Annotated in this window: 14 protein-coding genes; 10 read left to right on the top strand and 4 right to left on the bottom strand. The window is 74.4% G+C overall.

What is annotated here, in order from left to right:
- Positions 1-122 precede the first annotated feature (122 nt).
- The 3 genes from WMF17_RS36205 to WMF17_RS36195 are packed head-to-tail and all read left to right on the top strand — an operon-like array spanning position 123 to position 2,799.
- Complete coding sequence (locus WMF17_RS36205) at positions 123-1,076, top strand: 50S ribosomal protein L11 methyltransferase (protein WP_437645601.1); 954 nt, start codon at positions 123-125, stop codon at positions 1,074-1,076.
- Positions 1,073-1,822: an RsmE family RNA methyltransferase gene (locus tag WMF17_RS36200; protein WP_437597929.1), complete on the top strand. Its 750-nt coding sequence runs from the start codon at positions 1,073-1,075 to the stop codon at positions 1,820-1,822. Before WMF17_RS36205 ends, WMF17_RS36200 begins: the two co-directional genes overlap by 4 nt.
- Positions 1,822-2,799 carry a hypothetical protein gene (locus WMF17_RS36195; protein ID WP_437645599.1) on the top strand — a complete coding sequence of 326 codons (978 nt, stop codon included), beginning with the start codon at positions 1,822-1,824 and terminating at the stop codon, positions 2,797-2,799. The genes WMF17_RS36200 and WMF17_RS36195 overlap by 1 nt, the downstream gene beginning before the upstream one ends.
- Positions 2,800-2,923: 124 nt before the next feature.
- Here WMF17_RS36195 and WMF17_RS36190 read toward each other — a convergent pair whose 3' ends face one another.
- The 4 genes from WMF17_RS36190 to WMF17_RS36175 all read right to left on the bottom strand — a co-directional run bounded on the left by WMF17_RS36190 (position 2,924) and on the right by WMF17_RS36175 (position 8,489).
- Positions 2,924-3,631, bottom strand: a complete 708-nt coding sequence (locus WMF17_RS36190; RefSeq protein ID WP_437645598.1) for a hypothetical protein — start codon at positions 3,629-3,631, stop codon at positions 2,924-2,926.
- Between the two features lie 238 nt (positions 3,632-3,869).
- Positions 3,870-4,805: a hypothetical protein gene (locus WMF17_RS36185; RefSeq protein ID WP_437645596.1), complete on the bottom strand. Its 936-nt coding sequence runs from the start codon at positions 4,803-4,805 to the stop codon at positions 3,870-3,872.
- Between the two features lie 187 nt (positions 4,806-4,992).
- The gene (locus WMF17_RS36180) at positions 4,993-5,772 is read right to left on the bottom strand and encodes a hypothetical protein (RefSeq protein WP_437645594.1); all 780 of its coding nucleotides are present in this window, start codon (positions 5,770-5,772) and stop codon (positions 4,993-4,995) included.
- Entirely contained in the window at positions 5,769-8,489 is a 2,721-nt protein-coding gene (locus WMF17_RS36175) for a TonB family protein (protein WP_437645592.1), read from the bottom strand. The genes WMF17_RS36180 and WMF17_RS36175 overlap by 4 nt, the downstream gene beginning before the upstream one ends.
- A 247-nt stretch (positions 8,490-8,736) precedes the next feature.
- On the opposite strand from WMF17_RS36175, the gene WMF17_RS36170 reads away from it, so the two are divergent.
- From WMF17_RS36170 to WMF17_RS36140, 7 genes are all read left to right on the top strand, one after another.
- Complete coding sequence (locus WMF17_RS36170) at positions 8,737-9,153, top strand: hypothetical protein (protein WP_437597923.1); 417 nt, start codon at positions 8,737-8,739, stop codon at positions 9,151-9,153.
- Between the two features lie 67 nt (positions 9,154-9,220).
- Positions 9,221-10,030 carry a ParA family protein gene (locus tag WMF17_RS36165; protein WP_437597922.1) on the top strand — a complete coding sequence of 270 codons (810 nt, stop codon included), beginning with the start codon at positions 9,221-9,223 and terminating at the stop codon, positions 10,028-10,030.
- Positions 10,005-10,841, top strand: coding sequence for a hypothetical protein (locus WMF17_RS36160; protein ID WP_437645590.1), 837 nt, complete (start codon positions 10,005-10,007; stop codon positions 10,839-10,841). Before WMF17_RS36165 ends, WMF17_RS36160 begins: the two co-directional genes overlap by 26 nt.
- Positions 10,838-11,755, top strand: coding sequence for a hypothetical protein (locus WMF17_RS36155; protein ID WP_437597920.1), 918 nt, complete (start codon positions 10,838-10,840; stop codon positions 11,753-11,755). The genes WMF17_RS36160 and WMF17_RS36155 overlap by 4 nt, the downstream gene beginning before the upstream one ends.
- A complete protein-coding gene (locus WMF17_RS36150) occupies positions 11,752-13,059 on the top strand; it encodes a hypothetical protein (protein WP_437645588.1) in 1,308 nt (435 codons plus the stop codon). The genes WMF17_RS36155 and WMF17_RS36150 overlap by 4 nt, the downstream gene beginning before the upstream one ends.
- 78 nt (positions 13,060-13,137) lie before the next feature.
- On the top strand, positions 13,138-13,278 hold the full coding sequence (locus tag WMF17_RS36145) for a hypothetical protein (RefSeq protein WP_437597918.1): 141 nt from the start codon (positions 13,138-13,140) through the stop codon (positions 13,276-13,278).
- Between the two features lie 85 nt (positions 13,279-13,363).
- Complete coding sequence (locus tag WMF17_RS36140) at positions 13,364-14,224, top strand: fibro-slime domain-containing protein (protein ID WP_437645587.1); 861 nt, start codon at positions 13,364-13,366, stop codon at positions 14,222-14,224.
- The last annotated feature ends 15 nt before the right edge of the window (positions 14,225-14,239 follow it).

Below are 14,239 nucleotides of genomic sequence, written 5' to 3'. Positions count from 1 at the left end.
AATGCTCCGTGCGCTCCAGGACTTCCGCGCGATCGGCGGAGCGGAGGAGGGCGAATTTCGTTAGGCTCCCGGCCGCGCCGCCGCCGCTCTTCAGGCCGGCGGCACGTCACGGAGCAAGCCAGGTGGAGCCTCGATACCCGTTCGTTGCAGTCGATGTCCCCGAGCCCGAGGCCGACGAGATCGGCGCCGCGCTCTTCGAGCTGGGCGCCACCGGCGTCGAGCAACGCGACGAGCAGACGCTCGTGCGCGGCGCGCGCTCGGGCCAGGTGACGCTCGTCGCGAGCTTCGAGGATCACGGCGAGGCGGAGGCGGCGATCGCGGCGCTCGGGGAGCTCTCGCCGCCGCTCGCCGCGCGGCTCGAGGAGGTGGTGGGCGACGCCTGGCGCGACGCGTGGAAGGAGCACTTCGCGCCGTTCGCGCTGACGCCCACGATCACGGTCGTGCCGCCGTGGATCGAGCGCGGGGCGCCGCGCGAGGGCGAGCGGGTGCTCCTGCTCGAGCCGGGGAGGGCGTTTGGCACGGGCCTCCACGCGACGACCGCGCTCGTCGCGGAGCTGCTCGACGAGCACGCGGCCGAGCTCCGCGGCCGCGAGATCCTCGACGTGGGCACGGGCAGCGGCATCCTCGCGCTGGCCGCGCTGCTGCTCGGGGCGGAGCGGGCGGTCGCGATCGACAACGACGACGACGTGATCGAGGTGGTCCTCGAGAACGCGGCGCGCAACGGCCTCGAGGGCCGCATCGCGGCGGGCGCCGGCGTCGTCGAGCAGGTGACGCGGCAGTTCCCGTGGGTGGTCGCGAACATCGAGGCGCGGGTGCTCCGGCCGCTCGGGCCCGAGCTCGCGCGCGTGCTCGCGCCGGGCGGCTGGCTGATCCTGTCGGGCATCCTCGAGGGCGAGCGGGACGATCTCGTGGCGCGGTACACCTCGCTGCCGCGCCCGCTCGCGCACGTCGCGACCCGGCCGGATCCCGCGTCGCCGCGCGGCGATCGTGGGGCGACGCGGGGCGACGCGGGCGGCGAGGGCTGGGTGGCGCTCCTGTTCCGCGCGCCGGACGGCGCGGCGTCCGCGTCGGGATGAGCGGCCCGGGGATCCTGCGGGTGCCGCTCGGGTCGATCGCGGCGGGCGTGATCGCGCTGCCGCCGGAGGCTGCGAGCTACGTCGTGCGGGTGCACCGCCTCCGCGAGGGGGATCGGTTCGTCGTGTTCGATCCGGAGCTCGGGGTCGAGGCGGACGCCACGCTCGAGTCGATCGGCCGGCGGAGCGCGGAGGCGCGCATCGACGCGCCCCGCCCGGCCGCGGTGCGGCCTGGCCGGCGGGTGACGTGGATCCAGGCGGTCGGCAAGGGCGACAAGATGGATGCGGTGGTGCGCGACGCGACCGAGCTCGGGGCGACGCGGATCATCCCGGCGATCTCGGCGCGCAGCGTGGCGCGGCCGGGCGAGGACAGGAGCCAGCGCTGGCGCCGGATCGCGGTCGAGGCGGCGCGCCAGTGCGGGCGCGGGGACGCGCCGCGGGTGGACGCGCCGATGAGCCTCGCGGCGGCGCTCGCGGAGGCGCGGGCGGGGGAGGGGGGCGCGCTGGGGATGTGCCTGGATCCCTACGCGGAGACGCCGCTCGGCGCGCGGCTCGCCGCGCTCGTGCCGGGCATGGAGGCGGCGTTCGCTGTCGGTCCGGAGGGCGGGTTCACGCCGGAGGAGCTCGGCGTGTGCGCGGCGCTCGGGTTCGAGCGCGTGCGCCTCGGCGCGCTGACGCTGCGCACCGAGACGGTGTGCGCGGCGGCGCTCGGGGCGCTGATCGCGGTGAGCGACGCGCGGGCGGGGTGATGGGCTGGCCTTCGGCGAGCGGCGCGCTGGGCGGCCCTGGCCTTCGCGCCAGGGGGCCGTCCGCTGGATCGGCCGCGCGGCGGATCGCGGGGCAGCTCACCGCGATCGTTGCCCTCGTCGTCCCGTGCGCGTGCAACAGCGCGGCAGACGCTCCGAGGCGCGGGCGCGCGCTCGTGCGTGACGGGGGCGCGCTCGCGCCTGCGGAGCCCGGCCCGGCGCCGCCGCCGATCCCGGCTGCCGCCCCGGCCACGAGCGCGCAGCCCGAGCAGGCGCCTTGGCCGCGCGCGCGCCCGCCGCGGGTCGAGTCGGACTGGTGCATCGACGGCGTCGACGCGCTCGACGAGGAGGCCTGCTACGTGCTGCCCGACGCGCCGACGCGCACGCTGCTCATCTACCTGCACGGGATCGTCCCGCCGGGGAAGGAGAGCCAGCAGAAGACCAACTTCGAGACGGTCGTGTCGCGCGCGTCCCGACGAGCGGGCGTCGCCGCCCTGATGCCGCGCGGCAAGGTCGGCCTCGCGCCGAAGGGGTACGCGAGCTGGTGGGGCTGGCCGACGGGCGGGCCGGCGTACGAGAAGCACGCCGCCGCGTTCGTGGCGGCGTTCGCGGAGAAGCGGCGCAAGCTGGAGGAGATCGCGGGCGTCTCGTTCTCGCGGGTGTACGTCGCCGGCTCGTCGTCGGGCGCGTTCTTCGCCGCGGCGCTCGCGCTGCGCGGCGGCATCGACGCCGACGGCTTCGGCGCGATGTCCGGCGGCGGAGGCCAGGCGACGCCCGAGCTCGCGACGCTGGCGCCCAGGCCGTTCTACATCGGCTTCGGCGCCCACGACTCGGTGGGAAGATCGGCCCGCGCCCTCGCCGGCGTCCTGCGCGGCGCGGGCTGGCCCGTGCGCGTCGCCGAGCACCCGTTCGGCCACGGGGCGAAGGAGATCTACCTGGACGAGGCGTTCGCGTTCTGGCGCGAGCACGACGCGCGCTAGGCGGAGGTCGCCGAGCGTGCACGCCGGCGATTCGCAGGGACGGCAGTCGGGCCCCCGCAGTCCCGAGCCCTCCCCGGGCCCGCTCCAGATGCCGTCGCCGCACGTCTCGGCACGTGTCGGGCGGCTACGTGCCCGCAGCCTGAATCGCGAGGACCTCGAGCATCCAGTGCCCGTCGTGCTTGCCGTCCTGGCTGGCCGACGAGAGCTTGCCGATCACATCGTAGTGGCCGGGGCTCATGCCGCACTTGTGCTCGCAGTCCATGCTGGCGGCACACGACAGCCGGGCGCCGTTGCGGAGCGGTGTGACACTCCCGCTGCTCGAGCTGAAGGCCAGGAATCCGGCCGTGCATTTGTTGCAGCATCCGTCAGATGGGCAGTCCATTTTCGTGCAGCTCCTTTGCAGGGGCAAGTAGCGGGCGCGGATACCCACCCAGCGCCCCTGCCAGCGTTCGCGATCGTGCAGGGCCTCGAAGTCGAGCGGCTCCACGCAGCGAGCCACATCGCCCACGACCATGCACTCGAGGCCGCCGTCGCAGCGACCGCAGGCGGCTGCCGCGCTCGCGCCGGCCTCGGATCGCCCTGCGCCGTCCGCCGGGCTCGTCGCCGCGGCCGGCGGCTGCGCCGAAGCTGCGGCGCTCCCTGGGGTCTGGTCGCCGGACGGAGCGCGCGCCGGCGATCGCCCGGCCGGCGCCGGCGGCGATGGCAGCTGCGCCGGGGCGGCGTGGGCAGGGCTCGACCGTGGCGCGCGCTCACAGCCGAGGACCGCGCTCACGCACAGCGCGGCAACCGAACCGCGCCGCGCCGCGTACAGGCTCAACCAGGTTTTCATCATGACCTCCACGCCAGCGCATTCCCTCTTCCTGCACGAGGTCAAGGAGAATTGCGTTCATTGTCGATAGCGCCGCCGATAAATGATGCCCGCGCGTACTACGACGATTGGAGCGCAGCGCGCGTCGTGTGTGGTGCCGTCTTGCGCCTTCCGGACGTGGGCCGAACCTGGACGAGAGGCGTTGACGCAGGCAGGACCGCGCCGGCCGTCACGACCGGCGCGGCCCGCCGCCTTCACCCGATCACGGCAGCACCGTGCGCTTCGGGCACTCGCCGTCGCCCTGGAAGTCGCCGAGCGTGCGCGCCTGCGCGACCACGTAGTCGTACGCCGTCTCGAGCTCCCCGATCGCGCCGGCGAGGTTGTACTCCTGGCCGAAGACGTCGGCGACCTTCACCTGCTTGAGCTCCTCGATCGTCGTCTCGCCGTCGCCGTCGAGATCGCAGTCGGCGATGTACTGCGCGTAGCGCTTCGTGAGCTCCACGCCCGCGGTGATGTTGTTGAAGAACCAGTGATCGCCGTGGATGGTCGGCTTCACAGCGATCGTCCCGCCCGTCGGCACGCTGAACCCGGGCAGCTCGTCCTCGGTCGCGCAGTCCTCGAACGACGTGCCGGCCGAGAGACCCCAGCTGAAGCGCACCTCCTCCGCGGGGACGCACTCCCCGTCCGGCGGGCACGATTCGCCCCCCTCCTTCTCGATGGAGCCCTCGAAGAACACCGAGTAGCCGTTATCGACCATGAGGGCCACGTCGTCCTCGGTGGTGGGCGAGAGCGTCTTCACCCCCTCCCGCGCGTTCGGGAGATCGAAGCCGAAGCGATCCCAGCGCGCCGCGCTCGCGCCCTCGAACTCCGCGATCACATACCTCGTGGCCGGAGCGTTCTTGAGGTCGAGGACGAACACCGACGGATCGCTCAGCGTCGCCTGCGGCGCGTCCGAGCGCGCCGCGCGCACGTTGCCGATGGTCACGAGGAATCGATCGTAGGTGACCCTCCAGCCGTCCGCGATGTTCTCCTCCCCCGTGCCCGGCTCGAGGCCCTCGGGGATCGTGTCCTCCGGCTCCACGAAGATCTGCACGGTGCCGGTCCCGGACCCCGCGCCGTCGTCGTCACCACCACAACCCGCGACCAGCGCGAGCGCGCACGCCGCGACCGCGATCCTTGACTGTCCGATGCTCTGCATGATCCTGCTCCTCACTCGTTGGAAGTCCGAACGAGCGCGCACGGGCGCGCCGAGCTGACCGCACCGCGCGGACGCGTCGCAGTGATCGTCGTCGAGGTGGCGCTGGCGCAGCGCGTCCTGCGTGGCGACCCCATCGCCGGGGCTGGGCGCCCGGCCCTCGGCCTGCCGCGGCGCCGCGGCGGCCCCCTCACGGCGACCCCGACCAGACGAGCTCCGGCGGCTCCTGCGCCGTCATCGCGATCCGCAGCGCGTTGTGCGCGCGCGACCCCGGCGCGATCACCGCGCTGGTCGTCCCGCCCTCGCCGCCTGCGCCCTCGCTCCCGGCCTCCTCGGCCAGCGCATCGAAGTCGACCCGCGCGACCCACGCCCCCACGTCGAAGCGGACCGCGAGGTGCACCGGCTCGGCGCCGACGGTCGCCGCGGCCGCGACGCTCGGGACCGCGCGCTGCCCCTGGAACTGCGGCAGCGCGTCGACGTCGGCCACGAAGTCGAGCGCCACCGCCCCCCGCGTCGCGCGCCCGCGCAGGTGCGCCGAGTGCCCGCCGGGCGCCTCGGGCGACCGCACCGGCGCCGACTCGGTCAGGAACCAGTGGATCCCGTAGTCGAACGACGCGCTCCGGATCTCCCCCTCGAAGCCGCGGACCCGGCCGAGCCGCTGTGCCCCCGGATCGAGCAGGTCGACGCGCACGATGGAGAGCAGCTCGGCGATCGCGGTGCCGCAAAGCGTCGCCGAGCCGGACTCCGCCGCGCAGAGCTGGACCGGCCCGAAGGCGACCGACGCCTCGTCGAGCACGACCGTCCAGGCGCCGGCGGCGATCTCTCCGGGCGGCGCGGCCTCGGCGTACGCGAGGTACGAGACCTCCGGCTGGCCGGTGCCAGCGCAGCCGAGCGCCGGCGCCGCGGAGAGCGCGAGGGCGAGCAAGCAGCGGGCGGCCGGGCGAGCGTTGTGAGCGTTGCGAGCGTTCATAGCGAGAGCGTCACGTTCCCGAGGATCGTGCGCGGCGGCCCCGCGCTGATGTGCCGGGCCGGCAGCGCCGACGGCAGCGGGGTGGTCTGCCAGCTCGAGACGAACGAGTACTCGGTGTCCGCATGCTGGGCGTCGAGGAGGTTCTGCGCCTCCACGCCGACCTCGATCCACGGGCCCTCCTGCGCGGCATCGCCGCCCGCGCGGAGGCTCCGGCGGAGCGAGAGCGACGCGTCCATCACGAGGAGCGGCGCCGCGGTCTGCGCGTACGGCAGCGGCCGCGCCGAGAGGAACGTCGCGCCGTAGCCGAGCCGCCCCACGATCGGCCGGCCGGCGATCGTGACGAGCGGCCGCTTCACCGAGAGGTCGGCCCGCACCACCACGGGCGGCACGAACGGCAGCTGCTGCCCCTCGACGTACGGCGGCGTCGGGTTCTCGGGCGTCGGCGGGGGCGGCGCGTCCAGCGTGGCGTGGGCGAGCGTCGCGCTCACGCCCGCGGTCAGCATCGGGCTCGGCGCCGCCTGCAGGTAGACGACGAGCCCGCGGCGGGTCGTCGGGCCGATGCGCGCGAGGCCGCCCTCCGCCGCGTCGAACGCGAGGTCGTAGGAGAGGCGCGTCTCGTAGGCGGCCGCGGTCGCGCTGAGGCCGCCGCCGGGGCGCAGCGTCGCGCCGACCTCGTAGCTCTTCACGGTCGCGAACGGCGCGTTCTCGCCCTCCTCCAGCTGCCGCGCCTGCGGGGAGCGGTAGCCGTGGCCGTACGCTGCGGAGAGGCGCAGCTCGGGCAGCGGGTCGACCTCCAGCGTGGCCCGCGGGCCGAACGCGACGCCCGCCGCCGTGCGCCGGAACCCCTCGATGTGCGTCTCCTTCTGGAACGCCGGGATGAAGTTGCCGAGGCGGTCGTCCACGTCGAAGACGAGCACGTCGGCGCGGGCGCCGCCGCGCAGGCGCGCCCAGCGCGACAGCTCGAGCAGCGCGTCGCCGTGGACGCCGATCCCGGTCAGCTGGATCGACGCGTCGACGCGCCGGTCCCACGTCTCGTTCTGCGGCGGCTGGAGGAGGTTCTGCGCCTGATCGATGCCGTCGGTCTGCACCTCGGCCCCGACGGCGACCTGGCCGGTGAGCCACGAGGCGAGCGGGACCCGCGGCGTGCGGTAGGCGAGGCCCCCGCCGAGCGCGACGTCCTGGTTCGACTGCTCGACGAGATCGCCGCGGCCGGCCCACGCGGGCCGCACGCGCGAGCGCTGCGTGTAGCCGGTGAAGTTCATCCGGCTCCGGTACCCGGACGTCATCGCCCAGAGCCAGGCGCTCTTCTGGGAGCCGTCGTCGTCCGCCCGCTCCGCGAGGAGCCCGAGCTGGAGCCGGGTCGACGCGGCCGACTGCGAGCGGGCCGACGGGTCGCGGTAGGCGTCGTAGAAGCCGACGCGCCCCGCCGCGATGTCGTCCCGCCGGAGCACGCCCGCGAGGTTCGCGCGGCTGCCGTGGGCCGCCACGTGGAGCAGCAGCGAGAACTCGTCCGGCAGGTACATCCGGTACTGGCCCACGGCCGCGCCCGAGATCGCCCCGCGCGTGCCGTCGCCGAAGCCGTCCGTCGTGCGCACCGCGGCGGCCCCGAACGTGTCCTCCGACTGCGCCTCCGGCGCCCAGATCGCGAGCAGCCGCCGCGTGTTGAACGAGCCGAGCGTGCCCTTGAGCAGGAGCCCGCGCTCCTCGACGCCGAGGTCGAAGTACGCGCTGCCCGCGACAGCGAAGTCGCCCTGCTGCGGATCGTAGACGCCCTCGACGACGCGGAGCGACCGCACGACCTCCGGGATGACCACGTTGAGGTCCGCGTAGCCCTGGCCGTGCACGTGCGAGCGCTGGTTCAGCGGGATCGGCCCGACCCGGAGCTCGATGTCCTGGCCGTGCTCCGCGTCGAAGCCGCGGAGGAAGATGCGCTGCGCGACCGCCTCGCCCTCGGGGTGCGCGACGTGGACGCCGGGCGCCGTGCGGAGCAGGTCGGCGGCGGACGCGTGCGGCGCGGCGGTGAGCGCCGCGCGGCCGATCCGGAAGTCGCTCGACGCGCGCCGCGGCGGGTTCGGGCGGCCCTGCACGTGGATCTCGATCGGCTTGCCGGGCTCGGCCACGGCGTGCGGGCCCGCGACGCCCCCGGCGAACTCCACCGGCTTCGGCGGCGCCGGCGGCGGGGAGGCCTCCGGCCGATCGGGCCTCGCCGGCGGCTCGGGCTGCTCCTCGTGGGGGCCGGGCGCGAAGTGGAACGGCACCCGGATCCGCGCCCGCGCCGGCGCGCCGCCGCGCAGGGCCGGCGAGAAGCGCCACCGCCGCACGGCCTTCATGGCCGCCTCGTCGAACCCCGCGCCGCCGGACTCGGCCACGACAGCGTCGCTGACGGTGCCGTCCTTCTCGACCGTGACGAGCAGCGTGACCGTCGTGTCGACGCCTTCGGCGAGCCGCTCGGGCGGGTACACAGGGTCCACGTGCTCGAGGATCTGCGGCGCCACGACCGCGTCCGCCGGCGGCCCGGGCTGCGCGAGCGCCGCCGGCGCGGCGAGCGTGACGAGCGCGCTGGCCGAGAGGCAGCACGCGAGCAGAATGCGCCCCCGCGGCGCGACGGAGCCCTCGCGGGCGCGGACAGCGGCCTCCCTCGCGACCCTGGAGGCGGACGCGTGCGGCGCGCCTGCGCGAGGCGCCGGCGGGCCTGTTTCTCGTCCAGAAGCGCGCATGGGCAACTGAGCCCCAGGCGACTACCACGGCGTACAGCGGTGCCGCAAGCGACGCGCCCCTGCGCCTCGCGGTCTGGAGCGTCCGCGAGCGACGGCGACAGAAGCGGGCACGGCGCGAACGACGCCGACAAAAGCGGGCGCGGCGCCTGTGCGAGCGACGGCGACGGAAGCGCGCGGCGGCCGCGTGACGTTCCGTCGGCGCAGCGGCGGGCTCCCCGCGGGGCGCCGGCCCGTGTATCGTCTCGATATGGCCAATGAGGCGCTCGTCCAGGCGGTCAAGACCATCGTCACCCTCGCCCGCGGGGGTAACCTCGACGCGGCCTACCGGGGATACCGCGATCTCTTCCAGAAGCCGGAGTTTCTCAAGCACCGGGCCGAGGACCAGCGGCAGGTGCTGCGGCTCATGATCCTCGCCAAGGGCGTCCCGTCGAAGCCCACCGAAGCGATGACCGACGCCCACCGCGCCGCGGTGCCCGCGCTGACCGAGCTCGTCTCGATCCACGGGGATCCCGCCGATCACGAGCTCCTCGGGCTCTGCCACGTGGTGCTCGGCAACCTCGATAGCGCCGACAAGATCTTCCGCGCCGGCCTCGCGCTCGAGCGCGGGCGCAACCCGCAGAGCGATCTGTGCGGCACGCTGATGAAGCGGATCTCGCTGCTCTAGTTTCCGGCGGCATCCGTCCTGTTAGGATGCCCCCCGGGCGCCGGGACTGCGCGCCGTCGGGGAGTCCATGTACGTCATTGCGGTCGCGAGCCAGAAGGGCGGCGTGGGAAAGACCACGATTTCCCTCAACCTGGGGCTCGCCCTTGCGCGCGCGGGCAACCGCGCGCTGGTCCTCGAGCTCGACGCGCAGGGGAGCCTCGGGCTGTCGCTGGGCCTCGCCGATCGCGCGCGGCCGGGCGTCGCGGAGCTGCTCACGGGCGCCGAGCGCCTCGAGTCGGTGCTGCTCCGGACGCGCGATCCGCAGCTCCAGGTGCTCACGGTCGGCCGGGTCGATCCCACGACGGTCGCCGGCTTCGAGGACGCGCTCGCCCGCGCGCCGGTGCTCCCGAGCGTGCTCGCGCGGCTCGCGCCGGACTTCGACCTCGTGGTCGTGGACTGCCCCGCGGGGCTCGGCAAGGTCACGACGCGCGCGCTCGAGGTGGCGACGCACGCGCTCCTGCCGCTCCAGGCCGAGCCGCTGGCGCTCCGCTCGGTCGGCCAGCTGCTCGCGGTGATCGATCGCGTGCGCGCCGAGACGAACCCGCGCCTGTCGCTGCTCGGCATGGTGCTGTCGATGTTCGATCGGCAGGCGTCCGCGTCGCTCGACGTCGCCGAGACGCTCTGGACCAGGTTCCCCGACGGGATCATCCTCGATACCGTCATCCCGCGCGACGAGGCGTTCCTCGAGGCGTCTCTCCGCGGGGCGCCGCTCCTTCTCATGCAGAAGCGGCCTCCGCCGCTCGCGCGCGTCTTCGATCAGCTCGCGAACGACGTCCTGGTTCGCCTGGAGCCCACCTCGCCGGACGATGACGATGGCCCGATCTCGCTCCTCCTTTGACATCGACAGCGCCGTCCTCACCGCGGCGGCGCTCGTCAAGCAGTCGAAGCCGCGGAAGCGGCAGCCCCCGTCGATCGCGCCCGCGGGCGCGCCGCTCGTGTCGTTCGGGTCGCCGCCGCCGCCCTCGCGGGCGGAGCCGGAGCCGATGTCCGCGGCGCCGCTCTCGCCGTCGTTCGAGGAGCTCGCGCCGTCGAGCGACCTCTTGCCGATGTCGAGCGCGGGCGCGGGCGGCGAGCTCGGGCTCCGCAGCGCGCTGCCCTCGTCGGCGGACGACGTCGACGCGCGGCACGGCGCGCCGCTCGACCTGCCGTCGCCCGCCTCGTCGGCCTCGTTCGTGTCGGCGCGCGAGCCGCTCGCGGAGCGCCTCGACCTCGCCGTCGAGGCGCTCGCGGCGGGGCGCGCGCAGCCGCGCTTCCCGGACCTCGCCGCGGCGGGCGGGCCGGTCGCGCGCTGCGAGCGGGTGATCGAGTGGATCGCCGAGGTGACCGGCGCCACGGACGTCTTCCTCGCGGACGCGGCCGGGCTCCCGTTCGCCGGCGCGATCCGCGACACGGAGGCGCGGCTCGCCGCCTCGGGCCTCATCGCGTCGGCGATCGGCTCGCTCGTGGCGGCGCTGCCGGGCGCCCCGTCGCAGCGGTTCGACCTGTGCGTCGGCGACGAGCCGTGCTTCCAGCTCATCGGGTTCCAGGTGCGCTCGGCCGGGTACATCGTCGGCCTGATGCGCCCGGTCCCCCTCATGCCGCGCGAGGCGCACGCCGTCCGCATCGCGTGCCGGCACGCGCTCGACGTCGCGGTCAGGGTCGTCAGGTGAGCGCGGACCACGCCGAGTCCTCGTTCGGCGGTGGGGTCACGGCCGTCGCGGGCGCGCTGGACGACGACGACCCGCTCGCTCCGATCGCGCTCGACAGCATCGGCTACGGCGTCGACGGCCTCGAGGCGATCGTCGTGTTCCACCTGAGCGACGCGCGCGTCCACGCCCTGTTCGTCCGCGAGGGCGCGGCCCTCTCGCCGGGCGACGTCGCCGCGGGGCTCCGCGATGCGTACCTCGGGAGCCAGCTCGCCGCGCAGCGGCTCGTCCCCGAGCGCGAGGCGTCGGCCCGGCCCGTCCGGGGCCGCGGCGCGCGGTCGTCGAGCAAGCCGCCGGGCTCGCACGGCCGCGGGGAGGAGCTCCCGGACCCGGTGGTCACCCTGGAGCTGAGCGGCCGGACCGTCCTCCTGCGCCGCGTCCGCGCGTGCGTGGTCGCGAGCCTGTTCGACGGCACGATGCCGCTCGGCATGGCGCGGCTCGTGGCGCACCGGCTCGCCGCGGAGCTCGCGCCCGAGCTGCCGCTCGAGGAGCCGCCCGAGGAGATGCTGAGCGACCCGCCGGGGCTGTTCGAGGAGGCGCTCAGCGCGGACACGGTGGACGATCTCGTGCGGGGCGTCGCGCGCTCCGCGCCGCCGCGGGGCTCGTCGAGCATCCCGTCGCGCCGGACGGGCGGCACGCCGCCGCCCCCGGATCCGCCGTCGGCCGAGGCCGCGCGCACCGAGCGGCTGCTCGCGCTGCTCGAGGCCCGCGCGCCGGAGCCGCACGTCGCGCGGCTCCGGCTCGCCCTGCGCGCCGGGCTGACGCCGCTTGCGCTGGAGCACCCGGACGAGCTCGGCGCGGAGGCGATGGTCCTCATCGAGACGGCGGCGGCGGACATCCTCGGCCTGGAGCGCGCCGCGCTGCGGAGGCTCCTGTGACGGCGCTCCGGCGCGGACTGCGGGGCCGCATCGAGGGGCCGCTCGGCGATCTGCTCGGCCCGATCGCCCCCCACGGCCTGCTCCACGTGGCGGACCAGCTGGTGATCGTGCACTCGCACCACTACGCGCTCTTCCTGGAGCAGACGATCTACGACGCGCTCGGCGGGGAGAGCCGCGGCGTGCGCCGGCAGGCGGCGTTCGAGGCGACGCACGCGCTGCTCGGCCCGCTGTACGCGGCGCGCCACGGCGCCTCGCCGCGGGAGAAGCTCGAGCTCGCGGCCGAGCTGTTCGCCGCGATGGGGCAGGGGTGTTTGCGGTTCGAGCTGAGCGCGGAGGGCGGCATGGTGCAGGCGGAGGCGCTCTTCCACGGCACGAGCTTCCTCGCGAAGTACGGCGGTCGCATCCAGAACCGGATGGTCGTGGACGCGTTTGCCTCCGGCTACTGTTCGGCGGCGGCGAGCCTCGCGTTCCCGTCCGACTGGGGTCGGCTCGACGCCGACGAGGTGACGTGCGTCGCGCGGGGCGACGTGGCCTGCGCCTTCCTGCTCACGCGGCGGTCCGAGCGGCCGCGCTTCGGCGAGGCGCTGACGCGCGCGGTCATCGAGTCGTCGCGGGTGAGCTGGGAACCCGAGAGCGGCCCGGAGGCGCGGGCGCAGCGCGCGGGGCTCGCGATGCTCGAGGAGCTCGGGGCGCTCCGGTCCGACGAGCGCGGGCTCATCCCGGCGTACGGCGTGAACCTGGCGGTCTTGCCGGTGGGGTACCTCGAGCAGAAGACGTTCGACACGGTGCACCTCATCGAGCGTCGGTCTCCGGAGCTGGTCCCTGTGTTCGAGGCGCTGGTGCGGGAGGCGGCGCAGACGGGCGCGTTCCACCTGCTCGGCGGGATGCTCGCCTCCGCGTCGTTCGAGGCGGTGTGCGGCCCGGTGGGCAGGGACCAGCATGAGCGTCTGGAGCAGCTGCTCGGGCTCGCCCGCGCGCTCGGGTGGGGTGCGCTCTCCGCGCCCGAGTTCCAGCCGGGCCGGGTGCTGGTGCTGCGCGCGCCGATAACGCACGAGAGCGCGTATTACGCGATGAGGCACGGGCCGACGGCGAGGGCGCGGCTCCTGTTCCAGCAGGGGACGGCGCTCGCGATCATGCAGCTCCTGCACCGCGTGGATTTCGGGACGGAGCGGCCGATCGACGCGGAGACGTACGGCGGGCTGTTCAAGATCGGGACGCGGTTCCGGGTGCACGAGACGAGGTCGCCGCTCCGGGGGGACGACGCGTGCGAGGTGAGGGTGGAGGCGATCGAGGACAGGTGGTGATGCTGACCGCTCCCTCGTTGTCGTGCGCACCGCTATCCGATCTCCCCGCCCGCGACCGCCCGGGCGGCGCGAAAGGCGATGGAACTCGAGGCGGATCTGGGCGTCTCCGAACCGCGCCGCGGGCAGGAACTCTCCGGCGCCGGCGACCCCCTGGATCGCGCCGTCTTCCACCTTGCCCATGGCCTCGTCGATCCTGGCAGATCGTTCCAGCGGTCGTGACCGCAAGGGGTGCCGGAGCAGGGCGGCACGCGGGCGCGAGTCGACCCGATATGCTATATCGGCATCACTGACGATGTGCCGTGTCGTGTCATGCTCTCCGCAATCGCTGGCCATCCTTCTCTCCGCAGCCTCGGCGCTCGCGCTCGCCGGGTGTACCGCCATCCCCGAGGTCATCGGGAAGACGATCGAGATCGACGCCTCGGGGACGGGCGGCGGCTCCTCCGGGACCGGCCTGGGCGGCGATTTCTCGCCGGCCGGCGGCGGCTCGGCCCCGGGCACGTCCTCCTCGAGCGGCGGGCAAGCCGGCTGCGAGCCGCGGCTCGAAGGGGTGGTGCGCGACTTCAAGGCGTACGGCACTCCCGGCGGGCACCCGGACTTCGAGCGCTTCGAGGGCACGGGCTCGCCGGGCATCGTCGAGCGTGTGCTCGGCCCTGACCAGAAGCCGGTATATGCCCATGAGGGTGCCACGGAGTACACGTCCGGGCGCGAGCACTTCGATCAATGGTTCCGGGACGTCCCGGAGATCAACCGTTCGATCCGGTTCGTCGTCCCCCTCGACGTGAGCGATGACGAGTTTCGCCTCTTCTCCAGCAGGGAGTTCTTCCCCATCGACGGCGAAGGCTGGGGCAACCAGGACAGGGACCACAATTACGGTTTCACGTTCGAGCTCCACATGAGCTTCAGGTACAGGGGCGGGGACGACTTCATCTTCGGTGGCGATGACGACATCTGGGTGTTCATCAACAACCAGCTGGTGATGGATCTGGGCGGGGTCCACGGCTCGATGTTCGACACACTCGATCTCGACGCGATGGCCGAGGCGCTCGGCCTCGAGCTCGGGAAGAACTACCCGCTCGACATCTTCTTCGCGGAGCGCCGCAGCGGCGGATCGAGCTTCATGATCTCGACGCTCAAGTACACGAACTGCGAGCCGATCATCCTGTAGCGCGTCGACTTCGCG

This window comes from Sorangium sp. So ce362 (genome assembly GCF_051519845.1).
GTDB lineage: Bacteria > Myxococcota_A > Polyangia > Polyangiales > Polyangiaceae > Sorangium.
This window is presented reverse-complemented; position numbering and strand designations above follow the sequence as displayed.